This window comes from Paenibacillus cookii (assembly GCF_018333375.1).
GTDB lineage: Bacteria > Bacillota > Bacilli > Paenibacillales > Paenibacillaceae > Paenibacillus_AQ > Paenibacillus_AQ cookii.
The window spans coordinates 1-22,105 of record NZ_BORW01000051.1 but is presented as its reverse complement, the minus strand read 5'-3'; the positions used below and the strand labels follow the sequence as shown (position 1 = coordinate 22,105).

The window sequence follows — 22,105 nt, the reverse complement described above, 5'->3', positions numbered from 1 at the left end:
CTTCTGTAAAATGGTTGTCTGGTAACTTTCATTTTACAAGATCAGACGGTTTTTTTGTGTTATTTTTTGCATTCAACGAAAATGGGCGGACCAGAAGTCAGTTTTCACTGACTTTCTGGACAGCCCCCATGACCGTTATACCGCTGCGCGCATCCGTTCGAACAGCACGTTGTTTTCGAGGTGGATATGTTCGAAAGTATCCTTTTCGAGCGCCGCCAGCCGCCGGTAAACCAGCTTGTATGTACCGCAGGCGTCGGCCGGGGGCAAAAAATCGCCGGTAATTTCCCTAAGTTCCTTCAGCAGGCTTCCGGCCTGTTCATGCTCCCGTTCAAGCTCAGTCATATGCGGTTTCAGCTGCTCGGACGCCTCAGGGTCCGGGTTCTCCACAAATTTCAGCACGAGCGGGAAAACGTTCCGATCCTCGTCTTCGGTATGCTCCAGCAGCTCCTGCTTCAATGCGGCGAATAATTCCTGCACCCGCAGCAGCTCGGGATGGCGTTCGCCATGTACCCGGGCCAGCTTCGTCACGTATGGCGTCAATGCAGGCAGCTCCTCGCGAAGAAAAGCGTGATGCTTCGTTTGGATGTATTGAACCAGTTCAGGCTCGGCAAGCTCACCCGGGCGGGTGTCTCGGCATTCCGCCAGCTTCGTTTCAAGCTCCGTAATTCGGCCAAGAACAGCCTCCGGATCATGCCCCCGTTTCTTCGCCGCCTCCTCCAAAGGGATCTTGCCTCCGCAGCAAAAATCGATGCGTAAAGCCCGGAAGATATCGGCTGCTTGGGGAATGGCCGTTACAATATCGGACACTTTCGTTTGAAGCGTCAATGGACTCATCGAAAAGACCTCCAATGCATTGGACTCATCAGTTGACGGGATAATCGCGCCCCCTGTTGTTTACAAGCCCAGTATAGAAAAAGGGCCCTAAGCCCGATGTGATTCCGCTCATACCAAATTCCAACAATCCGTGAATTTCCTCATCCTATTTTCCCTCGTCCCAACCTCGCCCTAATTTCGGGATTACAACTCCCATACTTGTATGGTAGTATGGAACCTAGGAGGTGAACCTTATGGATGATCGTATGCTTCAACCGTCGGGCTCGGCAGGCAGCATGGTATATCAGCGGCTGAAACAGCAAATCGTCAGCTTAGAGCTGCCGCCCGGAACCTCTTTGTCCGAAAAGGAAACCTCCCTGGCCTTTGAGGTGAGCCGGACGCCGGTGCGCGAAAGTTTCGTGCGGCTGGCGCAGGAAGGATTGGTGCTTGTGCTGCCCCAACGCGGCACCCGGGTATCGCTGATCGATTCCGAGCAGGTCGAGGAAGCCCGGTTTATGCGCGAGCAGCTGGAAAAAGCGGTCGTGCGCCTGGCTTGCGGGGCTTTTCCGGAAGAGCGGCTTGCCGCCCTGGAACACAATCTTGAACAGCAGCGGGAAGCGATCCAGCGCCAGGACAGCAAAAACATGTTCGAGCTGGACGAAGAATTCCACCGGATCTTGTTTGACGGCTGCCGCAAAAGCGGAACATGGAACGTCATTCAGCAGATGAATGCCCATTTCAACCGCACCCGCATCCTGTGGCTGTGGACCGATCCGCATTGGGAGCTTCTTTATGAGCAGCACCGCCAAATGTTCCTCGCGATCAAGCAGCAGCAAGCCGACCAAGCCGAGCGGATCATGATGGAGCATATGCGGCTCAGCATCGCGAACCTTCCCGTGCTCAAAGAACGTTACCCTGAGTATTTCAAGTAAAAAAGTTGTAAGCCCTACCAACTGCGAAATTTTGCCCGATGACCGGACAAAGGCCGCTTCCCAAAGCTGCGGAACGTCCCGATTCATTACGTAAAAAGGCGGTGTAGATATGCGTATGGTATTCCGGTGGTTCGGCGAAGGAAACGACACCGTTTCGCTGAGCCACATCAAGCAAATCCCCGGCGTGGAAGGCATCGTTTGGGCGCTGCACGACGTGCCGGCCGGAGAAGAATGGCCGATGGAAAAAATCCTTGAGGTCCGCGATCAGGCGGTAAAACACGGCCTCCATCTCGACGTGGTCGAAAGCGTCAACGTTCACGAGGACATCAAGCTCGGCCGGCCGACCCGCGACCTGTATATCCAAAACTACATTGCAACGATCGAAAAGCTTGCGCAGGTCGGCGTCAAAGTGATCTGCTACAATTTTATGCCCGTTTTCGATTGGGCCCGGACCGAACTGCACAAAAAGATGGACGACGGATCGACCGCGCTTTTTTTCGAAAAATCCCGCATCGACGGCATCGATCCGTTTAAGCTTGTCGAGGAGATCAACCGGAACAGCACCTTGACGATGCCGGGCTGGGAGCCGGAGCGGCTGGCTCATTTGACGAGCCTGTTTGAGGCCTATAAAGGCGTTTCCGCCGAGGATTTATGGGAACATCTTGCTTATTTCCTCAAAGCCGTCGTACCCGCGGCCGAACGCTGCGGCATTCGAATGGCCATCCATCCGGATGACCCGCCATGGCCGATTTTTGGCCTGCCGCGCATCATTACCGGCCAGGAAAGCCTGCGGCGGCTGCTCCGTATCGTGGACAGCCCTTCCAACGGCATCACGCTGTGCAGCGGTTCGTTCGGGGCCAATCCGGAAAACGACATCATCGGCATGATCCATGAGTTCCACGAGCGGATTCCGTTCGCCCATATCCGCAATGTCCGCGTTTACGACAACGGCGACTTCATCGAAACTTCGCACCGCACCCAGGACGGAACCGTCGACATCGCGGGGATCGTCAAAGCGTACCACGACCATGGATTCAGCGGATACGCCAGACCCGACCATGGCCGCCATCTCTGGGACGAAGAATGCAGACCCGGCTACGGGCTTTATGACCGGGCGCTTGGCATTATGTATTTGTGGGGATTGTGGGATGCCTTGGAGCGGGTCGAACCCATCCACGGAAAAGGAGGAACCGTATGAACGCCAATGCGAATACGATGCCCATCCACCCTGCCTTGAAAGGCAAAACGGCGGTCATTACCGGCGGGTCGGGCGTATTATGCCGGGCCATGGCGCTGGAGCTTGGCCGTCAGGGAGCCCGGGTGGCGATTTTGAACCGGACCGCGTCCAAAGGCGAAGCCGTCGCCGAAGACATCCGCGCCGCAGGCGGCACCGCCGTCGCCATTGGCTGTGACGTCACCGACAAAAACAGCGTGGAGGCGGCCGAAAAAGAGGTCCGCGAGCGTTTTGGCGGCTGCGACATCCTCATCAACGGGGCGGGCGGCAATCATCCAAGCGCCAACACGACCAATGAAATTTATCGGAGCGGCGACGAAGCGCTGCCGGATGTCACGTCCTTTTTCGACGTCAGCGTGCAGGGCTTCCGGAACGTCATGGATTTGAACTTTATCGGCACCTTCCTTCCGACGCAAATTTTCGCCAAGCATATGGCGGGCCGTCCGGGAGCGACCGTGCTGAACATTTCCTCCATGAGCTCCGTCAGCCCGATGACGAAAGTGCCTGCCTACAGCGCGGCCAAAGCGGCCATCAACAATTTTACGCAGTGGCTTGCGGTGCATTTTGCGGAAACGGGCATCCGCGTCAACGCGATGGCTCCGGGTTTTTTCCTGACGGAACAAAACCGCGCGCTGCTGACGAACCCCGACGGCTCGCTTACCGAACGTTCTCATAAAATCATCACCCATACGCCGATGCGCCGTTTTGGCGTCCCGGAGGATCTGCTGGGCACCATGCTCTGGCTGGTCGACGATACGGTATCCGGCTTTGTCACGGGAACCGTCATTCCCGTGGACGGAGGTTTCATGGCCTACTCGGGCGTTTAGACCAAGCCTGGAGATCCAAAACATCGTACCTTGAAAGATCAAAAAAGCAAAGAACGGGATCAAGGGAAACACGCAAAGAGGCGAAACGTTCTCGCCTGCTAGCCGTTGGAACCCTTTATCCCGGCGCGCAAAAAGGGGAAGCCCGCCGCATTCGCGATATGGGACTTCCCCTTTTTTTGGATTATTGTTTGACTTCCAGCACGATCAGCCCGATGCCGCCGGCGGTCAACCGATCCGGGTTCAAGGATCGAATATGTTCCCCGCCCATGACGGCGCTCCATTCTCCCAACGTTGGAAGCGGAAGGATCGTTTCCTCGGCCCTGGCATGATACAGCACATACAAATGCTTCGACGGGTCGCCGCCGGCATGATCGCGCAGCGTATATGCCACGCATCCCGCGGGCGCTTCTTCGAACACAAGATGCGTCTTGATCTGCTCCGCCGTACGAAGACGGAAGGCCGGATGCTCTTTCCGGAGCCGAATCACTCGCCGCACGTAGTCGACTTCGCAGCGGTGGGCGGCGCAGCGCTCCCAATCCAGCCAATTGACTTCATCCGGCGATTTGTAGCTGTTTTCCACGCCGTTTTTGGTACGCATAAATTCCTGGCCGGCATGGAGCAGCGGGATGCCTTGGCTGGTCAGCACGATCGCCGTCCCGAGGCGGTGCATGCTTTTCCGCATGTCATCCCCGATTCCTGGCGTCGAAAGAACCAGCTTATCCCACATCGTGTGATTATCATGGCATTCGGCGTAATTGACCGTTTGCACCGGCTCTTCGGCATACTGCCGCAGCCTGTCGCTGTACCGGATTCCTCCCGCCACGCCTTTTCGGATATCCTGTTCAAAGCCGGTCGCCCCGCTGATAAAGCCTTTGTTTTCATGGTTGAAAATGCTGCCTTTGACCGCATCCCGCAGCCCGTCGTTGAATTGGCCGATTCCCGGAAGCTTGGCGGCATTCGCCTGGTTGGCCCGCTTCTCGGCAGGCAGCGTCGTATCGGACATATTCCAGCCTTCGCCGATCATGATGATGCCCGGATCGATTTCATCCAAGCGGCGGCGGATTTCATTCATCGTTTCGATGTCCATCAGCCCCATCAGGTCGAACCGGAAACCGTCGATATGGTATTCCTTCACCCAATGCAGCACGGAATCCACGATGAATTTGCGGGCCATTTTCCGTTCGGAAGCCAATTCGTTGCCGCAGAAGGAGCCGTCCGACAGCGTTCCGTCATCCCTGTAGCGCAGGTAGTAGCCTGGCACAAGCTTGGTAAAGTTCATTAAATACCAATCGTACACATGGTTGTACACGACGTCCATAATCACGCGCAGGCCTTTGTCATGCAGCGTTTGCACCAGCTGCTTCAATTCCTTGATCCGCACGGCAGGATCATAAGGATCGGTTGCATAGGAGCCTTCCGGCACATTGTAGTTTTTCGGATCGTATCCCCAGTTGTACTGCGGAACGTCGGATTTTGCTTCGTCGACGCTTTCGGTCGCAAAATCGTAAATGGGCATCAGCTGGACATGCGTTACCCCAAGGCTGCGGATATGATCAAGTCCGGTCGGGATCTGTTTCGGCCCCCGCGTCCCCTCTTCGGCTAACCCGAGATATTTTCCGCGATGGGAAATCCCGCTCTTTGGATGAATGGACAGATCCCGGAGGTGAAGTTCGTAAATGACCGCATCCACCGGCGATGCAAGCGGAGGCCTATCCTCCGTCCAGCGCTCCGGGTTCGTCGCTTCCATGTCCACGATCGCCCCGCGGTCCCCGTTGATTCCTACGGCCGTGGCATAAGGGTCTACGCCTTCATTCCACTGCTCGCCGATTTTCACCTTATAGTTGTAGCCGATTCCCTTGTAATCGCCTTCAAGGGTCAGGGTCCACGTCCCGCCTTCATCGCGGGCCATGTCCATCTCTTCGGCAAACGTGCATCTCCACACGGGATATAACAATACCTTCGCCTCGGAAGCCGTTGGCGCCCATAGACGGAACTTGGTTGCCTCCGGCGTATAACGTACGCCAAGGTCGTCGCCTTCATACGCAAATAAAGAGTCGAATTCCGGATCAAACACGGAAATGCCCTTCGTTACCGCCGGATTCCCGTAATCGACCACCACGCCATGATGCTCTTTTTGTACCGACACGCATGCCACTCTCCATTAATTTGTCATTTTCATTATGTATATGATATCAACCCTTATCCCTTGGTTGTATCGGCTTCCTTCACATGATTCAGCAGTTCTTTTTAAGGCTGCCTTGTCATGGCCGGTCAATACCGGAACAGATTCCGTTATTGTTTCAATATCCCAGTCCCACCACTTTAAGGCATGAAGCATCTCAATGGTTTCTTCGTCGAATCGGTAACGGATTAATCGGGCCGGGTTGCCTCCGACAATGGAATAAGGCGCAACATCTTTGGTCACCACGGCGTTTGAGGCAATGATCGCGACGTTACCGATACGAACCCCGGGCATAATCGTAGCGTTGTAGCCGATCCAAACATCGCTTCCGACATTTGTATCGCCCTTGAAACCTCCGCTTAAATTCGTTAATCCCGTTTCCCAATCCCCGCCAAACGCCCCAAAAGGGAACGTCGTAAACGAATTGATATTATGATTCGCCCCGTTCATGATAAATTTTACGTTGGATGCAATTGCGCAAAATTTCCCGATGATGAGCTTATCCCCGATAAAGTCAAAGTGATAAAGGACGTTTTTCTCAAAATTGAGCGGATTCTCGAAATCGTCGTAATATGTGAAATCCCCGATTTCTATATTAGGATTGACCACAACATTTTTCAGGAAACAGAGGCTTCTGACATTTTTCATTGGAAAAACGCTTCCCGGATCCGGAACGTTCATCTGGCGACCCCCTTCAAGATATTATTGCGCTCTTAGAATCCATGCTGCTGGGGCAGGGCATTTACAGCGACCTTTCCATTATATTCGATCATGGCCCGCTATAAGCTTAAAGGCAGCCGATCCTTGCATTGCAAGGGTTGACTGCCTTTAAGCTATCCCGTCAGAATGTATTTTTAAGCCTTGATGTATGTCGGAACCGCTTAAGCTTGGCAGGATTCACGGCTGGTTAAAATGCCGCTGCCGCATCGCCTCGAACAGCAAGACCGTCGAAGCCATCGCGACGTTAAGCGATTCCGCTTGGCCCTTCATCGGAATGGTCAGCGCATCGTCCACCAGCTGCTGGGCAGCTTCGGACACGCCTTTTGCCTCATTGCCCATCAAAAGCCACGAAGGTCCGGTAAAATCGTATCCGTAGCAGGTCGACGTCGCCTGCAGGCTCGTGCTGACGATCCGGACGCCGCTCTGTTTCGCCTGCGGAAGCAATTCCATCAGATCCCCTTCCACGACGGGCAGATGGAACATCGACCCCATCGTCGAACGGATCGTTTTCGGGTTATAGATATCGGCCGAACCGCGGCCGACGATGACGCCGTCGGCTCCGGCCGCATCCGCCGTCCGGATGATCGTGCCGACGTTGCCCGGGTCCTGAACGGCGTCCAGAACGATGACCAGGCTGTTTTTTTGCGCAAGCAGCTTGCCGATTGCCGCCTTCTGCTTGCGGACGACGGCAAACACCGGCTGCGGCGTTTTCGTATCCGAGCATTTGGCGATGACCGCGGCCGACACCCCGATCCACTGCGTTTGACCGGTGTCCGCCATGGACGCCAGCTCAGAGGGAATCCCCCGCTCCGCGTCAAAAGCGACGCATTCCAGGTCGGCCCCGGAGCGCAGCGCTTCCTGAACCAGATGGATGCCTTCGATCAAGTATTTTCCCTGCTTGTCCCGGTGCTTTTTCTCGAGCAGCTGCGCCCATTCCTTCGCCCGGGGATTTTGCGGTGATAATATATCCATAAAAACCGTCCTTCATGCAGGAGCAGCCTCGTATTCCGCCGACGATCCTTCGGGATCACTTCGGATACGCGAGCTCCAGCTTCGTCAAGTTGCCCGTTTCGCCCACGATGACCAGCACGTCGCCTTCTTCGAGGCGGTCGTCCGCATTCGGGGAAATATTCATCTTGGTGCCGCGTTTCACCGCCATGACGTTGCAGCCGAAGCGGGCGCGCACATCAAGTTCCTTCAAGTTTTTGCCGATCATTTCCTGCGACACCTTCATTTCGAGAATGCTGTAGTCCTCGGAAATTTCGATGTAATCGAGAATATTCGGGGAAATCAAATGATGAGCGACCCTCATGCCCATATCCCGTTCCGGATAAATGACTTTGTCCGCTCCGATCTTGTTCAGGACCTTCCCGTGAAGCTCGTTTTGCGCTTTGACGATGATCGTCTCCACGCCGATGTCCTTCAGGATGAGCGTGGTCAAAATGCTGGACTGGATGTCTTCGCCGATCGCCACGACCACCACGTCGAAATTCCGGATTCCAAGCGCGCGCAGCGCCTCCTCGTCCGTGCTGTCAGCCGAAACGGCATGCGTAACAATATTGGAAACCGCCTGGGTGCGCTGCTCGTCAGAGTCGATCGCCAGAACGTCGAAACCCATCTCGCTGAGCGCATTGGCTACGCTAAAACCGAATCGCCCCATACCTATGACGGCGTACTGCTTTTTCGCCATTTGTTAACCCCCCGGGTTGCAGAAGTCTATCCCGATTATTATATCACAGCGCGCAAAAAACTTGAATTTTGCCCAGCGGCATGGGGAACATTATGGAGGTAAACGATTTTTCACAGGTGGAGGGAATACGATGTCAATCACACTTGACCTGCGTCAAGCGGTCATCCATAAGGTTCATGACAGCAGCGAAGCGGATCTCCGCTCCATGATCGAAGGCTCGGTGGACGGGCCTGAACAGGCGCTGCCCGGGCTCGGCGTTATTTTTGAAATGATCTGGAAAAACATAGATACGAATCAGCAGGACAACCTGGTTCATGTCGTGAATGAACATTTGAAGCACGTCTCTCCAGGTCCTTTGTCCTAACCTGCAACGCCGGGACGAAAAAACCTCCGCCTATCCTGCGGAGGTTTTTTGCTGAACGATGGTTTTACGGAGCGGTATCCAAAAATTTCGCGTCCGGATTTTTTTCCATGGCCGTACGCATGGCATATTCGTTTTCGAACAACACGACGTAATTTCCTTTTTTGTCTTTCACGAGCGTCGAGTTGATCCGGAACTTGCTCGGGTCGATGTCGTCGCCGACGATCCAGCGGGCGAACTGGTACGGCATCCGCTGCAGCTGCACGTCCACGCCGTATTCGCCTTTCATCCGGTATTCGAACACCTCGAACTGGAGCTGGCCGACAACCCCGAGAATCGTATCGTCGAAGCTGACCGTCTGGAACACCTGAATGGTCCCCTCTTCCGTCAGCTGGTCGATCCCCTTCTGGTACTGCTTATGCTTAAGCGCGTTTTTCACCGTGACCTTAGCGAAAATCTCCGGCGAAAACGTCGGCAGTTCGTCGAACACGACCTCGCTGCCCTGGCTGAGCGAATCGCCGATCCGGAAAATACCGGGGTCGAACAGACCGATAATGTCGCCGGGATACGCCTCTTCGACGATATCGCGGTCCTGGGCCAAAAACTGCTGCGGCTGCGACAGCTTGATGTCCTTGCCGGCCCTGACATGCTTGACGCTCATCCCCCGCTGGAACTTGCCCGATACGATGCGCATGAACGCGATCCGGTCGCGGTGCGCAGGATTCATGTTCGCCTGGATTTTGAAAATATAACCCGAGAACTTTTCGTTCGAAGGCTCGATCAGTCCGGCCGTGCTGCTCCGCGGCTGCGGTTTCGGCGCAAGCTGCAGGAAGTTTTCGAGGAACGTCTGCACGCCGAAGTTGTTGATCGCGCTGCCGAAAAATACCGGCGTCAGTTCGCCTTTCAGCACTTTGTCCATGTCGAACGGATCGCCTGCAACGTCAAGAAGCTCCAGGTCCTGGCAGAGCTGCTCATGGAAATACTCCCCGGCCATTTCCCGGATGACCGGATCATGGTAGTCATCGACCTTTTTCACTTGAATCGTGGAATGGTCGTTGCCCTGGAACAGCTCGACCTGATTTTTCGCCCGGTCGTATACGCCGCACAGATCCCGGCCGGAGCCGATCGGCCAGTTCATTGGCACGGAACGGATGCCGAGCACCTGCTCGAGCTCTTCCATCAATTCGAACGGGTTGCGGCCTTCGCGGTCCAATTTGTTGATGAACGTAAAAATCGGAATGCCTCGCTTCGCGCACACCTGAAACAGCTTGATCGTCTGCGCTTCGACGCCTTTGGCTACGTCGATCAGCATGACCGCGCTGTCGGCGGCGGTCAGCGTCCGGTAGGTGTCCTCACTGAAATCCTGGTGACCCGGCGTATCCAAAATGTTGATCCGGTGTCCCATATAATCAAACTGCATCACGGAGGAGGTTACCGAGATCCCCCGTTGTTTTTCGATTTCCATCCAGTCGCTGGTGGCATGCTTGCTGGCTTTGCGGGCTTTGACCGTACCGGCTAACCGGATGGCGCCCCCGAACAGCAGCAGCTTTTCCGTCAATGTCGTTTTACCCGCGTCCGGGTGGGAAATGATCGCGAAGGTTCTTCGCTTATCGACTTCCTGCTGCAAGGCTTGGTCTATCGCTTTGCTCATTTCACTATTCCCTTCATCTCAATAGATCGAACCGAAAGCTGATTTCACGTTTCCCGGTTCACTCTATACTACTTTTGTCATTTTATTATTGTACCACATTCCATACGCAAATCACCCCCATGCAGTAGCTGCATGAGGATGATTATTTTTCATATTCTGAAATTATTTATTAACTTCCCAAACGACGTCGTCTTCTTCCTGTCCATTGACCGGCCACCAGTGGAAGCCATCCTCCGCCAGCAGTTGATCGGCTTCTTTCGGCCCCCAGGAACCCGCAGGGTATTGAAGAGGCCCTTCCGGATCCTGTTTCCATGCTTCGGCGATGCGGTCCACGAAAGACCATGCCGTAGCCACCTCGTCCCAACGGGTAAAATAAGTCGAATCCCCCCGAGCCGCATCATGCAGCAGGCGTTCATAAGCTTCAGGCGAGTTGATGCCCACCATGCAGCTTTGGCAAAAGTCCATCGCAAGCGGTTCGATTTCGGATTCGGAACCCGGCCTTTTCGCGTTGATTTTCACGTAAATGCCTTCCATCGGATTGACCCGAATGACAAGCAGGTTTGGCTCGAGTTTATACTTTTTCCCGAGATAAACGTTGTTCGGCATGCCTTTGAATTCGACCACTATTTCGGTCGTTTTGACGGGAAGCCGCTTGCCTGTCCGAATGTAGAACGGAACTCCCGCCCAACGGAAGTTGTCCACGAATACGCGGGCCATATAATACGTTTCGGTATTGGACTCTGGATCGATCTTATCTTCGTCGCGGTATGCCGGTAAATCTTTGCCGCGCGAGCTGCCCTGCACATATTGTCCGCGGACGACGTTTTTCTTCACTTCCTCCGCATTGGCGTAAGGACGAAGCGAACGAAGCACCTTCACCTTCTCGTCGCGGATATCTTCCGGAAGCAGCCGGCTCGGCGGCTCCATGGCGATCATCGTGAGCATTTGCAGCATATGGTTTTGTCCCATGTCCCGCAGCGCTCCCGCGTGATCGTAATACCCGCCGCGCTCTTCCACCCCGACGGTTTCACTGAGCGTAATTTGCACGTTTGCGATATGTTTGTTGTTCCAGAGCGGCTCAAAAAACGCATTCGCAAAACGGATGACTTCGATATTTTGAACCATTTCCTTCCCGAGGTAATGGTCGATGCGATAAATTTCCTCTTCCTTAAATACCTGACGGATCTGCTCGTTCAGCTCTTCGGCCGATTGCAAATCGTATCCGAAAGGTTTTTCGATCACGAGGCGTCTCCATCCCGCACTGTTCAGCATGCCGCCTTTTTGCAGGTTGGACGAAACGCTTCCGAACAGCTCCGGTGCCAGGGCCAGATAAAACAGGCGGTTCCCCGGAATATGGTAGCGTTCCTCCAAAGCGACCGTCTGGTCGTTCAGCTCGCGGAAGCCGTCCACATTGTTGATGTCCAGGGACTTGTACTCAAAATGCTCCGCAAAGGCGCGGAACTGGTCGTCATTTTCCGTTTTGTACCGGCAAAATTCCTGGATGGAGTGAAACACGTCCTCGCGGAATTCCTCTTGGGTGCGCGGCCGGCGCGCCACGCCGATGACGGCAAAATCTTCGGCCAATTTACCTTCGCGGTACAAGCTATAAATGGCCGGAAACAGTTTTCGTTTAGCCAAATCTCCGGTAGCCCCAAAAATAAAAAATACGGCGCCCGGTGTCTTGAGCGATTCCAAATTTTGATTTTCAGCCATGGCCCTCAATCATCCCTTATGTAGTATGGTGTATTTTTATGCAAAAGGAACTTCCGCCTGGATCTCCAAGAGATCCGGAATACGCCGTCTTGGGCACCCCTTATTGTAAAAGGACCGCACAGCAGCCGGCGGCAGAATTCCCTGCGAAAACAACCTCGCTTCAGCTTTTGCTGAACGGTGATCCAAGACAAAACAGCAGCATCTTTATCAAGGCAACGTTTAGTTCATATCCTCTTATACCCAAAAATTAATGATACGTCATTTTAGCATATTCATCCAAATGTTGCTATCCGTTTTTCTTACCAAAACACTCAAAATATTATGGCCATTTCTTCAATAAACCATCCGCCATCAATATTCGATCGTAATGACCGGCAGGCCGATCGTCACCCGGTTTGTTCCGCGTACATCATCTTCATGAACGGCAACCTGCATATTGAGCCACGTGTCGCCGCTTCTTACCCGCGTTTTCAACGACGGCACCTGATAAGCATTGCTGACGGTCGTCTCATCCTGGTACGTTTCCTTAGGGACGGCATCCAAAATCCCCTTAAGCCGCCCTTCAATCCGGTTCATGGTGTCAGCCGCTTCCGTCCGATCATCGACATGCCCCTGCAAAGCCGCATTCCACTTCGCATCGATGCCGGCATCCCGCATTTTTTCCCCGAACTTGGCCTGCAAATCGGCAAGGCTGTCCCACTGCTGCGGCGTTTGCGCCTCCAGCTGGATGATGACGTAACTTTGGTCGCCGGAGATTTCCTGCCAGTTGAACCGAACGTTGACCGCGTCTTTTTCCCCTATGGCCCGATAAGTCGTATGACCGTTTTCTTCCACTTCTTTCACGGACGGCAGCTGCAGCGATCGGCTCAGATGTTGGGCAGCCGCTTCGGCATCGCCGCTTCCTTCCCAAGTTCCCTGCCATTTGATGACGACGCGCTGCGGCTCTTTCACCATTTGCCGGCCCAGGTTAAACAGCGTCCGGAGTTCGCTTTGATCGGCTGCGGCCTGAACCTTCGTCAAGCTGTTCCAAAACTGAAAATACATGATTCCCAATAAAACCATTCCCGCCAAACCAAAAGCTCCCCATTTTGCCGCCGTTTTCATCCCCATCCATCCCCTCGGCCCTAAACTATCAATCTACTAAACAGGATGTCCGGGTTAAGAGAAGATTATACCCTGCAGGCAAAGTTGGATAAATGGGTGAATAACTATGGCATGCCAGCCTAAAGCCGAATACATTGTTAACAAAAATAGAAGAGGAGGATTGACCCTTTACATGATCCCGATCTATCCCCTTTCAGAAGAAAACATCATGAAACATCGCGGCAAAATGGTCCTTGCTTGTTTGCATGACGGCAGAACCTACGTCGGAAGGTTGACGCATTGCCGCAACGGCGAAATCATATTAAACGGCGAAGAAAATACCGCGCTTCACGCCGCCAACCTCAAGCCGGCCCAGAAACGCCCGCACTCCTCGAAAAAACAGAAAAACGCCGCCCCGAAAGCCCAGGTTCGCGCCCTATTCCCGCCATACGGCTACGGGTACCCGCCTTACGGTTACGGGTATTACGGATTCGGAGCCGGAGCAGTCGCTCTCAGCCTCGGCTTGCTTGCGCTTCTGTTCCTCATTTAAAACCGAAAATGCACCCTGCCGGTACCTTTCGGGCCCTTTCAGGTTCCGTCGGTAGGCATGGGTGCATTTGCTTTATTCCGCCAATCCGTTTTTATAGGCGTATATGGCCGCTTGGGTGCGGTCGTCGACCCCCAGCTTCGCCAAAATGTTCGTCACGTGGAATTTGACCGTTTTGATGCCGATGATCAATTCATCGGCGATCTCCTGATTCGATTTGCCTTGGGCCAAAAGCCGCAGCACGTCCATCTCCCGCTCCGTCAATTCCTTATGGGCAGGGGCTTCGGTTTCCGCATGCCGGAACCGGTTCATCATCTTGGATGCCACCTGCGATTCCAGCACCGATTGGCCGCGGGCGGCGGCCCGGATGGCTTCGGCGATTTCGCTTGCCCGGGACGTTTTCAGCAGGTAGCTGAAAGCACCTGCCTCGATGACCGGATACATCTTCTCGTCGTCCAGGTAACTCGTCAGCACGATCACCTTGCAGTCCGGATACAGCTTCAGCAGCTGCCGGGTCGCTTCGATGCCGTCCATTCCATCCATCACCAGGTCCATCAGCACCACATCCGGCTTGTATTCGCGGGCCAGGCGTATGCCCTCCTCGCCGCTGCCGGCTTCGCCGACCACCTCGATGCCGTCCTCCGTGCCAAGCACCGCGGCCAGCCCGATGCGCACCATCTCGTGATCATCCACGAGCAGCACTTTGATCGCCGGCTTTTCTAAATCCTCCATGGTCCTCTTCCCCTCCTTTTTCTTCATGTACGATCGGAATCGTAATTTCGATTCGCGTTCCTTTGCCCGGAGCGGTAATGAATTGGATCGAACCCCCGATTTCGCTCACCCGTTCCTGCATATTGGAAAGGCCGTACGAGGCCTGTTTTTTCTCGTCCATTTCGAATCCCTGCCCATCGTCGCGCAGCATCACCCATACGGCGTCCTGCTTCTGATGAATGCGGATTTCCATTTTTTCCGCTTTGGCATGCCGCAGCGTATTCGACATTGCTTCCTGAATGATCCGGAACAGATGGTTTTCGATCCCTTTCATCAACTGGATGCCTTCATCCATTTCAAACGCGATTTCCATCGGTACTTTAACCTTAAGCTCTTTAATAAGTTCTTTCAAGCCTTGCTCCAGCGGTTTCCCTTCCAGATACACCGGCCGGAGATGAAGAAGCAGCGCCCGCATCTCCGATTGCGCCACGGCGGCCATCTCTTCGATCAGCGCCACCTGCCGCTGCGCCTTGTCAAAATCTTTTGCCAGCGTTCTTCCCACGGCCGTAGCCGTCATCGATATCGCGAACAGCTGCTGCGAGACCGCATCATGCAGCTCCCGGGCGAGCCGCTGCCGCTCTTCGACGATCGCGGATACCCTGGCCTGCTCGGCAAGCTGGGCATTGTTGGTGGACAGGCGCTGGAGAGACGTAACCTGCTCCTCCCATTTTTTGCTGATGCGCCCGAGCTGTTCGCCGAGGCGGCCCACTTCATCCACGCCAAGCTCCGGGACGTCCCGGGACAAATTCCCTTTTTCCCAGGATAACAGCGTGTCGCGAAGCAGCTCCAACCTTCTTTTCGTCCGATAGCTTTGGTAAAACCCGTACATCGCGCCGATCCCGAGAGGAACCAGTACCAGCGTCGTAATCGCCTGCACCCGTTTGTTCCAGTCGTCGAAAGGCGCCAAATAACCATATGTATACAACACGTAAAAAATGATAAGCAGCAGTATAAAAGAAAGAAGGGCTCCCTCGCCCATGCTTCGGGAGACCATATTGACCGGCTTTTTTTCTTTCACGCGGGGAACCCCCATTTCTTAGGAAATATGAATATCAAGATCGCCAACGAGATAAGAGATGATGAATTTCACTTTCTGCTCGCTGGTCTCATAGTTCGGCGACTTCCAGTTCAGCCGGTTCATCATGCCGTTGTCCCGTTCCCCCCTGAAGTCGATGGAGCCGAACAGGACGAAGGCTTCGATCTCGATGCCGTAATACTCCGGGATCTGCAGATCCATATCGCCCATGATTCCTTGGAACATCATCACGGTTTCCTTATCCTCCGGGATCGCCAGGGACAAGTCCATATCGGCCTCGCCAAACACATGCCATACGCTCATGCTGCGCATCACCCATGGCTGCTGGTCCCAATCGAAATTGGAGGAAAAGTTTTGCTTTTGAATAAAACTTTCCTTCGGCTGTACCTTTTTAGCCTTGATGAAAAAGAACCCTAGCGATAACAGCGCAATGCCGAGAACAATCATTAGATGGTCGAGTACGAGCAAAATGGCTCCGACCGCCAGCAGGCGATAGCCCCGCTTCACCTTGCCGCCGCGAATCGCATAGATTCCCGCCAATAAAAACAACAGTGCGACAATGGTAAAAAAGCCGACCCACCTGCCGACCAGCATGAGAAGGCCGACCCCGATGAGAATAAGGGCAATCAAGCGATTTCTTTTTTCCATGCCGCACCTCCTTGCGATGTCTTGAAACCGTTCATGGTAAAGGTCGGAAAAGCCATATGGGGCGAGGCTTTCGCACCAATATGGCTTTCCACTTCTCATTCTTTATAGCATATCATATTGTCCTATTTTGTGAAGACTTATTCTTTCGTAGCTTTCGTCCCGCCGGCATTGCCGGAAGCGTTCATTTTGTTTTTCAGCGCCTTAAGCTGTTCTTCCACTTTCAGCTGCTTTTCGGCATCCACCGGACTCGTGAACGTGCTGGCCGATGGGCGGTACGGGGCGCGGAGGACGTCGGCTTCAGCTTCCATCTGCATGATTTTTTCTTCCATGCGGTGGAATCCGAGGGACGCGCTGCCGCTTTCGATCGTATGCAGGCTGTTGATTTGCGACATTTGCTTTTTGGCTTTCGCCATTTGGGCGCGGGTCACCAGCTCGTTGCGTTTGTTGCGCATTTTGTAGAACTCGTCTTTCATGTCATGCAGCTGCTGCACCAGTTCTTTGGCTTGCGTTTCGGACTGCGCATGCAGGTCGCGGTATTCGGTGATTTTTTGATCGAAGTAGATTTTTTCTTCGAGTAGCTTGCGTGCGATTTCCTCCTGGCCGTTTTTCAGGGCCAGCTCGGCTTGAGCCTCGCGCTGCACGGACATTTTTTCGGCTTCTTCAACGCGCTGCTTCATGCGGCGCTCGTTCGCCATTTGCTTGGCAACGGTCAGTTCGGCCTCGTGGATTTCAGCCTCCATATCGCGGAGGTATTGGTTCAGCATGACAATCGGATCCTCTACTTTATCCAGCAGTTCATTTACCGACGCTTTCGTCATATCTTTCAATCTTTTAAATACTCCCATGTTTTACACTTCTCCCTTCTCGTATTTGGACAGTTTTTTCTTCAGCTCTTCAAGCTCTTTTTTCATGGCTTTCTTTTCGATGTCTTCCATCATGGCGTCCAGGTTGGACGACGGGGAGGAAAATCCTCCGCTCGGTCTGCTGCCATAAGACGGATCGTTGTATCTACTTCTTGGGTCAAAGGAAGGGCCGTTGTTGTTGTAGTGGCCGTTTCCTCCGTAATAGCTTCCGTTGCCGTAAGCTCCGTTGCCCGGCTGGCCGCCGTAGTAACCGCCTGGGCCCGCGGGGCCGTATGGATTATAAGGCGGGGCCGGTTCCTTCGGTACGACGAGAGCGGCGATGAAGTAGATGAACAAGGTGGTGCCGCCGGTGAAGAAAACCGTGACGATGAACAAAATCCGCAGCAGCGTCGAGTCCATCCCGATCAAGTCCGACAGTCCGCCGCAAAGCCCGGTGACCATCTTATCCCGTCTCGAACGGTAGAGTTTGCTCATGATGTTACTCCTTTCCGCTGTTGTTCAGCTTTTGTTTCAAACGGGCCATTTCCTTCTCCAGTATGCTGGATACCGTCTCGCCGGCCTGCTCTAAGTATTGTTGGCCCATGCGGCGCAGGTCCCGCAGGCTTTGGGCTTCGAACTCCCAGTCGGAGATGCGGTCCTCGAGGCGGTTGAACATTTTAGGAACGTCCTGGCCGCCGCCGTAGCCCTCCATCCGTTGGTTCATGCGCTGCTGGAGCCGAAGCGTCTCCATGCGCGCCACGTAATATTGGCGTTTGTTATAAACGGTCTGGTACTCCAGTTTTAATTCGTTCAGCTGGCTTTCCAGGTCCATCAAGGAACTTTGGGTCGTATTCAGCAATTCGCTGTATTGTTCCAGCTTTTCTTCATAAATGATCTTTTCTTGGAGCGCCAGCTTGGCGAGATGATCTTCCCCGGCCTTCAAGGCCAGGAGCGCCTGCTCTTCGCGTTTGTTTTTCATCGTTTCGGCTTGATCGACTTGCAGCTTCAGCTGTCTCATATGTGCGGTGGACTGCTGTACAAGCTTTTCGGCTTCGACGATGTCATCCCGCGTGGTGGCCAGAAACTGGTCGATCAGCCGCACCGGATCCTGACTTTGCTCCAAACGTTCATTGATATTCGCTGCGGTAATATCCCGCACCCGACGAAAAACACTCATCTTGTGTAGCCCCTCCTTATTCGTTTTTTCCGGATTCGGATAAATCCTCTTCTTACGGATATTGGTACGGTATTTGCAACAGATTCATGTTAGTAGTAGCTTTTCTTTCCCTTTAGAAGGGAGATTCCGAAAATCACCAGCGCGATGCCGAGCAGCGGTCCGATGATCCAGGACAACTTCGCCAGCAAAGACAAAGCACCGAACGCGAGGATGATGGTTCCGATCACCACTCTGCCTCTGCGGATTCCGTAATAGCCAAGGACGATCAGCAGAATCGGGAAGAGCAAACCTATCAGTTTACCAAACAGTGGGGCGAACAAACCGAAGAGCATCAGCGCCCCGACGACGATCAATACGATTGCTGTTCCGTTATTGCGGTTTTTCATGCATTTCTCACTTCCTTTCAGTGCATCAACCTTATGTCTTTATTTTAGGTGGTACGGCCTCTTTCCAAAACAGACTGCAGACGGTTTTTCATCCTAGACCTTGGTCGGGGAACGTTTCAGACCTAAGGCTATCGGGGGTTTTTGCCCTATACCGCCGTTTTCCGGGTTGTTTGCCTCCGAGGGTTTGCGACAGCAGCTAAAAGCAAAAAAAGGCACCGGAAACATCCGGCACCCTATTATTAAGAAGCTTTACATATTTGCTTCGGCCGAAACCGGCTCGTTAGCGGCAGCGCTTTTTCCGTCATGCCTGACCAAAGAGATGAACAGGAGCGCAAGCAGCATGCCGGCCGAGGCGCAAATGAACAAGGAACGGTATCCGAACTGATCGATCATCAGGCCGAGCAATGGTGGCGACGTGATCGCCGCAAGCGACGAGACGAGATAATACAATCCCGTCCGCGTGCCGATGCTGCCCTCGCTGCCGACCGATACCACAAAAGGGTACGAGTTGATGTTAATGAGGGCCCAGCAAATCCCTCCCAGCGCAAGCAACACCCGCAGCAGCAGAACGGTATCGACGAACGGCACCGCCGCAAATACAGCAAACAGTCCGATCACGCCCGCAAGGATCGTTTTCCTTTTGCCCAACCGGTTGCCAAGCCAGCCGCTCGGGATCGCAAACAACACGAAAAACAAGGAAAAGAACGTAAGCGAAAATGCCGCGTCTTTTTCCGTTAATCCCATGTAATGTTTACCGTATAAAGTAAATAGCGCTTCCACGCCTTGATAGGACACAAACCAGAAAAAGATCGCTGCGAGCAGGAGCACCGTCGTGCGGTCCAGTTCTCCTTTGAGCTTGATTTTCGGCCGTTTCTCGGCAGGCAGCGATACGATGACGTCCCTATTTTCCTTAATTGCGGCCGTCAGAATCCATAATGAAATCAAGGTAATCGCCGCTGCCGCGATAAAAGGAAAGGAAGGATTCGCCCCATACAGCACAGAACCGGCTCCAAAGGCCAAAATGCCGCCAAAACCGCCCATAAAATTAATGATGCCGTTCGCTTTGGTCCGTTGATGATCGGGCGTAATATCCGGCATGAGGGCGACCGTCGGGGAGCGGTAGACGCTCATTGAAAGGTTCATCAGCATCATGAACAGGAGAAGCGTGATAAAACTCGTATGTAATGGAATCAGGATGACGAACAGCGCAGCTGCAGGCATGCCCAACATCAGAAATGGCATCCGTTTGCCGAAACGGGTCTGGGTTTTGTCGCTCAAATGGCCGATCCATGGCTGCAAAAACAAAGCGAAGTAGTTGTCGAGGGTCATCATGAAGCCAATCAAGGCCGTGCTTTTAAGATAAGGATCCAAAAAATAAGGGACAAACGCGTTATAAAGCGACCAGGTAATGCTGATGCTGAAAAAACCGAATCCGAGCAGCCATGTTTTTTTCATGAAGGGAATGACCTCCACTTTCTTTTAAAATCGTGATTCAGGAACAGTGTAAAAAACTTGAATCATTTGTAGGTTGTTAGCAGCCGTTGGGCGATATCAGCCTCCAATTGAGGATCTCCGTTTTTTATATTATACAACAGGAGCATTCATGTATTGTTTGATCTTCGTTAGAAAAACGTAAGAATGGCTTGGTCAAGTTTAGAACCGCCGCAACGGTGAAGGAATGCAAAAAAGCTCTTAAGCTGCAATCATTGCAACTTAAGAGCTTGATCGTTCATGAGTATGCTGGTGAAGGGACTTGAACCCCCACTCCGTTGCCGGAAGCGGATTTTGAGTCCGCCGCGTCTGCCATTCCGCCACACCAGCAGATGAAGATGAAACGCGCCCTAAGAGATTCGAACTCCTGACCTTTTGATTCGTAGTCAAACGCTCTATCCAGCTGAGCTAAGGGCGCATATTTGATTGTAATGGAGGCGCCACCCAGATTCGAACTGGGGATAAAGCTTTTGCAGAGCTGTGCCTTACCACTTGGCTATGGCGCCGTAAATATTGGAGCGGACGACGGGAATCGAACCCGCGACCCTCGCCTTGGCAAGGCGATGCTCTACCGCTGAGCCACGTCCGCGTAAATGGCTGGGGATATAGGATTCGAACCTATGCATGACGGAGTCAAAGTCCGTTGCCTTACCGCTTGGCTAATCCCCAACAATTTGAAAACTTAGAGGGCGATCGATGGGACTTGAACCCACGAATGCCGGAGCCACAATCCGGTGCGTTAACCCCTTCGCCACGACCGCCACATATAAAATTGAACTGGCAGGGGCAGCAGGAATTGAACCCACACTAACGGTTTTGGAGACCGCTGTTCTACCTTTAAACTATGCCCCTAGATACTGGTGGAGGCTGATGGATTCGAACCACCGAACTCGTACGAGAACAGATTTACAGTCTGCTGCGTTTGGCCACTTCGCTAAGCCTCCACAATGGTGCCGGCGAGAGGACTTGAACCCCCAACCTACTGATTACAAGTCAGTTGCTCTACCAATTGAGCTACACCGGCTTTTATTCGTTTATGATTTCATGGTGGCTCGGGACGGAATCGAACCGCCGACACGAGGATTTTCAGTCCTCTGCTCTACCGACTGAGCTACCGAGCCTTACTATAACATGGTTAAAGCTTCTATGCAATACTTCATACCCTGAAATATTGAATGGCGGAACCGACGGGATTCGAACCCGCGATCTCCTGCGTGACAGGCAGGCATGTTAGGCCTCTACACCACGGTTCCACGGCCTTAATAATTTCTCCTGTAAAGAATCTACATATGTTATGAAAACATATTTAGACTTTTTGGAGATAAATTGCGGGGGCAGGATTTGAACCTGCGGCCTTCGGGTTATGAGCCCGACGAGCTACCGGACTGCTCCACCCCGCGTCATTATGAATCCTCGTTGAATGAGGATGATATGGTGGAGACTGAGGGGATCGAACCCCCGACCCTCTGCTTGTAAGGCAGATGCTCTCCCAGCTGAGCTAAGTCTCCATGGTGACCCGTAGGGGATTCGAACCCCTGTTACCTCCGTGAAAGGGAGGTGTCTTAACCCCTTGACCAACGGGCCTTAATTTAATGCAAATGAAATTTTATGGCGGAGAGAGAGGGATTCGAACCCTCGAGACGCTTGTGACGCCTACACGATTTCCAATCGTGCTCCTTCGGCCAACTCGGACACCTCTCCATAATGGCTCCCCGAACAGGACTCGAACCTGTGACAACTCGATTAACAGTCGAGTGCTCTACCGACTGAGCTATCAGGGAACAATAATTATTCAGATGTTTGATCACCTGAAAACTAGATACGAAACGTTTGCGTTTTAACAAAGCATATGCTTCCGTAGCGAGCTTTCTTTTAGAAAGCTTTTAGGATAAGCCCTCGACCGATTAGTATTGGTCAGCTCCATGCATTGCTGCACTTCCACCTCCAACCTATCTACCTCGTCGTCTTCAAGGGGTCTTACATACTGGGAAATCTCATCTT

General features: G+C 53.3%; 21 protein-coding genes, 16 tRNA genes and 1 rRNA gene. 5 read left to right on the top strand and 33 right to left on the bottom strand.

From position 1 onward, the window contains the following. Positions 1 to 135: 135 nt before the first annotated feature. Positions 136 to 834, bottom strand: coding sequence for an iron-sulfur cluster repair di-iron protein (ric, locus tag KI367_RS25235; protein WP_212952784.1), 699 nt, complete (start codon positions 832 to 834; stop codon positions 136 to 138). Between the two features lie 233 nt (positions 835 to 1,067). Between ric and KI367_RS25230 the strand changes: the two genes are divergently transcribed. The 3 genes from KI367_RS25230 (at position 1,068) to KI367_RS25220 (ending at position 3,806) form a co-directional block, all read left to right on the top strand. Further along, positions 1,068 to 1,745, top strand: coding sequence for a GntR family transcriptional regulator (locus KI367_RS25230; RefSeq protein ID WP_036714600.1), 678 nt, complete (start codon positions 1,068 to 1,070; stop codon positions 1,743 to 1,745). A 109-nt stretch (positions 1,746 to 1,854) separates the two neighbouring features. After that, the gene (gene uxuA, locus KI367_RS25225) at positions 1,855 to 2,943 is read left to right on the top strand and encodes a mannonate dehydratase (protein WP_212952782.1); all 1,089 of its coding nucleotides are present in this window, start codon (positions 1,855 to 1,857) and stop codon (positions 2,941 to 2,943) included. After that, positions 2,940 to 3,806 (top strand): SDR family oxidoreductase, encoded by an 867-nt coding sequence (locus KI367_RS25220; protein WP_036714598.1) that lies wholly within the window; start codon positions 2,940 to 2,942, stop codon positions 3,804 to 3,806. Before uxuA ends, KI367_RS25220 begins: the two co-directional genes overlap by 4 nt. A 181-nt stretch (positions 3,807 to 3,987) precedes the next feature. Here the strand turns inward: KI367_RS25220 and pulA are convergent, their stop codons facing one another. From pulA to KI367_RS25200, 4 genes are all read right to left on the bottom strand, one after another. Then, a complete protein-coding gene (gene pulA / locus KI367_RS25215; protein WP_212952780.1) occupies positions 3,988 to 5,952 on the bottom strand; it encodes a type I pullulanase in 1,965 nt (654 codons plus the stop codon). 15 nt (positions 5,953 to 5,967) lie between these two features. Continuing rightward, positions 5,968 to 6,669, bottom strand: coding sequence for a CatB-related O-acetyltransferase (locus tag KI367_RS25210; protein WP_212952777.1), 702 nt, complete (start codon positions 6,667 to 6,669; stop codon positions 5,968 to 5,970). A 216-nt stretch (positions 6,670 to 6,885) separates the two neighbouring features. Then, positions 6,886 to 7,680 carry a TrmH family RNA methyltransferase gene (locus KI367_RS25205; RefSeq protein WP_212952774.1) on the bottom strand — a complete coding sequence of 265 codons (795 nt, stop codon included), beginning with the start codon at positions 7,678 to 7,680 and terminating at the stop codon, positions 6,886 to 6,888. Between the two features lie 55 nt (positions 7,681 to 7,735). Then, on the bottom strand, positions 7,736 to 8,398 hold the full coding sequence (locus KI367_RS25200; protein WP_036714596.1) for a potassium channel family protein: 663 nt from the start codon (positions 8,396 to 8,398) through the stop codon (positions 7,736 to 7,738). Between the two features lie 130 nt (positions 8,399 to 8,528). Between KI367_RS25200 and sspI the strand changes: the two genes are divergently transcribed. Then, positions 8,529 to 8,762: a small acid-soluble spore protein SspI gene (gene sspI, locus KI367_RS25195; protein WP_036714594.1), complete on the top strand. Its 234-nt coding sequence runs from the start codon at positions 8,529 to 8,531 to the stop codon at positions 8,760 to 8,762. Positions 8,763 to 8,826: 64 nt separating this feature from the next. Here the strand turns inward: sspI and KI367_RS25190 are convergent, their stop codons facing one another. From KI367_RS25190 to KI367_RS25180, 3 genes are all read right to left on the bottom strand, one after another. Continuing rightward, positions 8,827 to 10,410: a peptide chain release factor 3 gene (locus tag KI367_RS25190; RefSeq protein ID WP_036714592.1), complete on the bottom strand. Its 1,584-nt coding sequence runs from the start codon at positions 10,408 to 10,410 to the stop codon at positions 8,827 to 8,829. Positions 10,411 to 10,572: 162 nt separating this feature from the next. Beyond that, positions 10,573 to 12,123: a glucose-6-phosphate dehydrogenase gene (gene zwf / locus KI367_RS25185; protein ID WP_036714590.1), complete on the bottom strand. Its 1,551-nt coding sequence runs from the start codon at positions 12,121 to 12,123 to the stop codon at positions 10,573 to 10,575. A 351-nt stretch (positions 12,124 to 12,474) separates the two neighbouring features. Further along, entirely contained in the window at positions 12,475 to 13,227 is a 753-nt protein-coding gene (locus KI367_RS25180) for a YwmB family TATA-box binding protein (protein WP_212952771.1), read from the bottom strand. Positions 13,228 to 13,399: 172 nt separating this feature from the next. Here KI367_RS25180 and KI367_RS25175 point away from each other — a divergent pair, with 172 nt between their 5' ends. Next, positions 13,400 to 13,756, top strand: coding sequence for a hypothetical protein (locus tag KI367_RS25175; RefSeq protein ID WP_036714584.1), 357 nt, complete (start codon positions 13,400 to 13,402; stop codon positions 13,754 to 13,756). A gap of 72 nt (positions 13,757 to 13,828) precedes the next feature. Here the strand turns inward: KI367_RS25175 and KI367_RS25170 are convergent, their stop codons facing one another. The 25 genes from KI367_RS25170 to KI367_RS25050 all read right to left on the bottom strand — a co-directional run. After that, complete coding sequence (locus tag KI367_RS25170) at positions 13,829 to 14,485, bottom strand: response regulator transcription factor (RefSeq protein WP_036714583.1); 657 nt, start codon at positions 14,483 to 14,485, stop codon at positions 13,829 to 13,831. After that, a complete protein-coding gene (locus KI367_RS25165) occupies positions 14,439 to 15,542 on the bottom strand; it encodes a sensor histidine kinase (protein ID WP_036714581.1) in 1,104 nt (367 codons plus the stop codon). Before KI367_RS25165 ends, KI367_RS25170 begins: the two co-directional genes overlap by 47 nt. An 18-nt stretch (positions 15,543 to 15,560) precedes the next feature. Next, complete coding sequence (liaF, locus tag KI367_RS25160; RefSeq protein ID WP_212952769.1) at positions 15,561 to 16,208, bottom strand: cell wall-active antibiotics response protein LiaF; 648 nt, start codon at positions 16,206 to 16,208, stop codon at positions 15,561 to 15,563. A 137-nt stretch (positions 16,209 to 16,345) separates the two neighbouring features. Continuing rightward, positions 16,346 to 17,053, bottom strand: a complete 708-nt coding sequence (locus tag KI367_RS25155; RefSeq protein WP_212952765.1) for a PspA/IM30 family protein — start codon at positions 17,051 to 17,053, stop codon at positions 16,346 to 16,348. Between the two features lie 3 nt (positions 17,054 to 17,056). Next, a complete protein-coding gene (locus tag KI367_RS25150) occupies positions 17,057 to 17,545 on the bottom strand; it encodes a PspC domain-containing protein (protein ID WP_036714574.1) in 489 nt (162 codons plus the stop codon). Positions 17,546 to 17,549: 4 nt separating this feature from the next. Then, complete coding sequence (locus tag KI367_RS25145; RefSeq protein WP_036714572.1) at positions 17,550 to 18,227, bottom strand: PspA/IM30 family protein; 678 nt, start codon at positions 18,225 to 18,227, stop codon at positions 17,550 to 17,552. An 89-nt stretch (positions 18,228 to 18,316) separates the two neighbouring features. Beyond that, a complete protein-coding gene (locus KI367_RS25140; RefSeq protein WP_036714570.1) occupies positions 18,317 to 18,613 on the bottom strand; it encodes a LiaF transmembrane domain-containing protein in 297 nt (98 codons plus the stop codon). A gap of 249 nt (positions 18,614 to 18,862) precedes the next feature. Next, entirely contained in the window at positions 18,863 to 20,068 is a 1,206-nt protein-coding gene (locus tag KI367_RS25135; protein ID WP_212952762.1) for an SLC45 family MFS transporter, read from the bottom strand. A 283-nt stretch (positions 20,069 to 20,351) separates the two neighbouring features. Next, positions 20,352 to 20,434: transfer RNA gene (locus KI367_RS25130), tRNA-Leu, on the bottom strand. 14 nt (positions 20,435 to 20,448) lie between these two features. Next, a tRNA-Arg gene (locus tag KI367_RS25125) sits at positions 20,449 to 20,522 on the bottom strand. A 14-nt stretch (positions 20,523 to 20,536) separates the two neighbouring features. Then, a tRNA-Cys gene (locus KI367_RS25120) sits at positions 20,537 to 20,610 on the bottom strand. An 8-nt stretch (positions 20,611 to 20,618) separates the two neighbouring features. After that, positions 20,619 to 20,693: transfer RNA gene (locus tag KI367_RS25115), tRNA-Gly, on the bottom strand. Positions 20,694 to 20,698: 5 nt separating this feature from the next. Continuing rightward, positions 20,699 to 20,773: transfer RNA gene (locus KI367_RS25110), tRNA-Gln, on the bottom strand. A 19-nt stretch (positions 20,774 to 20,792) separates the two neighbouring features. Continuing rightward, a tRNA-His gene (locus tag KI367_RS25105) sits at positions 20,793 to 20,865 on the bottom strand. A gap of 17 nt (positions 20,866 to 20,882) precedes the next feature. Then, positions 20,883 to 20,956: transfer RNA gene (locus tag KI367_RS25100), tRNA-Trp, on the bottom strand. Positions 20,957 to 20,962: 6 nt separating this feature from the next. Beyond that, positions 20,963 to 21,048, bottom strand: a tRNA-Tyr gene (locus KI367_RS25095). 4 nt (positions 21,049 to 21,052) lie between these two features. After that, a tRNA-Thr gene (locus tag KI367_RS25090) sits at positions 21,053 to 21,128 on the bottom strand. Positions 21,129 to 21,149: 21 nt separating this feature from the next. Further along, positions 21,150 to 21,225: transfer RNA gene (locus KI367_RS25085), tRNA-Phe, on the bottom strand. 55 nt (positions 21,226 to 21,280) lie between these two features. Then, positions 21,281 to 21,357: transfer RNA gene (locus tag KI367_RS25080), tRNA-Asp, on the bottom strand. 73 nt (positions 21,358 to 21,430) lie between these two features. Next, a tRNA-Met gene (locus KI367_RS25075) sits at positions 21,431 to 21,504 on the bottom strand. A 32-nt stretch (positions 21,505 to 21,536) separates the two neighbouring features. After that, positions 21,537 to 21,612, bottom strand: a tRNA-Val gene (locus tag KI367_RS25070). A gap of 1 nt (position 21,613) precedes the next feature. Beyond that, positions 21,614 to 21,688, bottom strand: a tRNA-Glu gene (locus KI367_RS25065). A 25-nt stretch (positions 21,689 to 21,713) separates the two neighbouring features. Then, positions 21,714 to 21,805, bottom strand: a tRNA-Ser gene (locus tag KI367_RS25060). A gap of 4 nt (positions 21,806 to 21,809) precedes the next feature. Further along, positions 21,810 to 21,885 (bottom strand) — tRNA-Asn (locus tag KI367_RS25055). A 103-nt stretch (positions 21,886 to 21,988) separates the two neighbouring features. Further along, positions 21,989 to 22,105 (bottom strand): 23S ribosomal RNA (locus KI367_RS25050); the annotation flags it as partial.

What these genes read in the sequence shown, in the direction of transcription:
- KI367_RS25210 (WP_212952777.1), bottom strand. Translation starts at nt 6,669, where the DNA reads ATGAACGTTCCGGATCCGGGAAGCGTTTTTCCAATGAAAAATGTCAGA.
- KI367_RS25180 (WP_212952771.1), bottom strand. Translation starts at nt 13,227, where the DNA reads ATGAAAACGGCGGCAAAATGGGGAGCTTTTGGTTTGGCGGGAATGGTT.
- uxuA (WP_212952782.1), top strand. Translation starts at nt 1,855, where the DNA reads ATGCGTATGGTATTCCGGTGGTTCGGCGAAGGAAACGACACCGTTTCG.
- KI367_RS25150 (WP_036714574.1), bottom strand. Translation starts at nt 17,545, where the DNA reads ATGAGCAAACTCTACCGTTCGAGACGGGATAAGATGGTCACCGGGCTT.
- sspI (WP_036714594.1), top strand. Translation starts at nt 8,529, where the DNA reads ATGTCAATCACACTTGACCTGCGTCAAGCGGTCATCCATAAGGTTCAT.
- liaF (WP_212952769.1), bottom strand. Translation starts at nt 16,208, where the DNA reads ATGGAAAAAAGAAATCGCTTGATTGCCCTTATTCTCATCGGGGTCGGC.
- KI367_RS25205 (WP_212952774.1), bottom strand. Translation starts at nt 7,680, where the DNA reads ATGGATATATTATCACCGCAAAATCCCCGGGCGAAGGAATGGGCGCAG.
- KI367_RS25190 (WP_036714592.1), bottom strand. Translation starts at nt 10,410, where the DNA reads ATGAGCAAAGCGATAGACCAAGCCTTGCAGCAGGAAGTCGATAAGCGA.
- KI367_RS25230 (WP_036714600.1), top strand. Translation starts at nt 1,068, where the DNA reads ATGGATGATCGTATGCTTCAACCGTCGGGCTCGGCAGGCAGCATGGTA.
- KI367_RS25170 (WP_036714583.1), bottom strand. Translation starts at nt 14,485, where the DNA reads ATGGAGGATTTAGAAAAGCCGGCGATCAAAGTGCTGCTCGTGGATGAT.
- KI367_RS25200 (WP_036714596.1), bottom strand. Translation starts at nt 8,398, where the DNA reads ATGGCGAAAAAGCAGTACGCCGTCATAGGTATGGGGCGATTCGGTTTT.
- KI367_RS25220 (WP_036714598.1), top strand. Translation starts at nt 2,940, where the DNA reads ATGAACGCCAATGCGAATACGATGCCCATCCACCCTGCCTTGAAAGGC.
- KI367_RS25175 (WP_036714584.1), top strand. Translation starts at nt 13,400, where the DNA reads ATGATCCCGATCTATCCCCTTTCAGAAGAAAACATCATGAAACATCGC.
- zwf (WP_036714590.1), bottom strand. Translation starts at nt 12,123, where the DNA reads ATGGCTGAAAATCAAAATTTGGAATCGCTCAAGACACCGGGCGCCGTA.
- KI367_RS25135 (WP_212952762.1), bottom strand. Translation starts at nt 20,068, where the DNA reads ATGAAAAAAACATGGCTGCTCGGATTCGGTTTTTTCAGCATCAGCATT.
- KI367_RS25145 (WP_036714572.1), bottom strand. Translation starts at nt 18,227, where the DNA reads ATGAGTGTTTTTCGTCGGGTGCGGGATATTACCGCAGCGAATATCAAT.
- KI367_RS25155 (WP_212952765.1), bottom strand. Translation starts at nt 17,053, where the DNA reads ATGGGAGTATTTAAAAGATTGAAAGATATGACGAAAGCGTCGGTAAAT.
- KI367_RS25140 (WP_036714570.1), bottom strand. Translation starts at nt 18,613, where the DNA reads ATGAAAAACCGCAATAACGGAACAGCAATCGTATTGATCGTCGTCGGG.
- ric (WP_212952784.1), bottom strand. Translation starts at nt 834, where the DNA reads ATGAGTCCATTGACGCTTCAAACGAAAGTGTCCGATATTGTAACGGCC.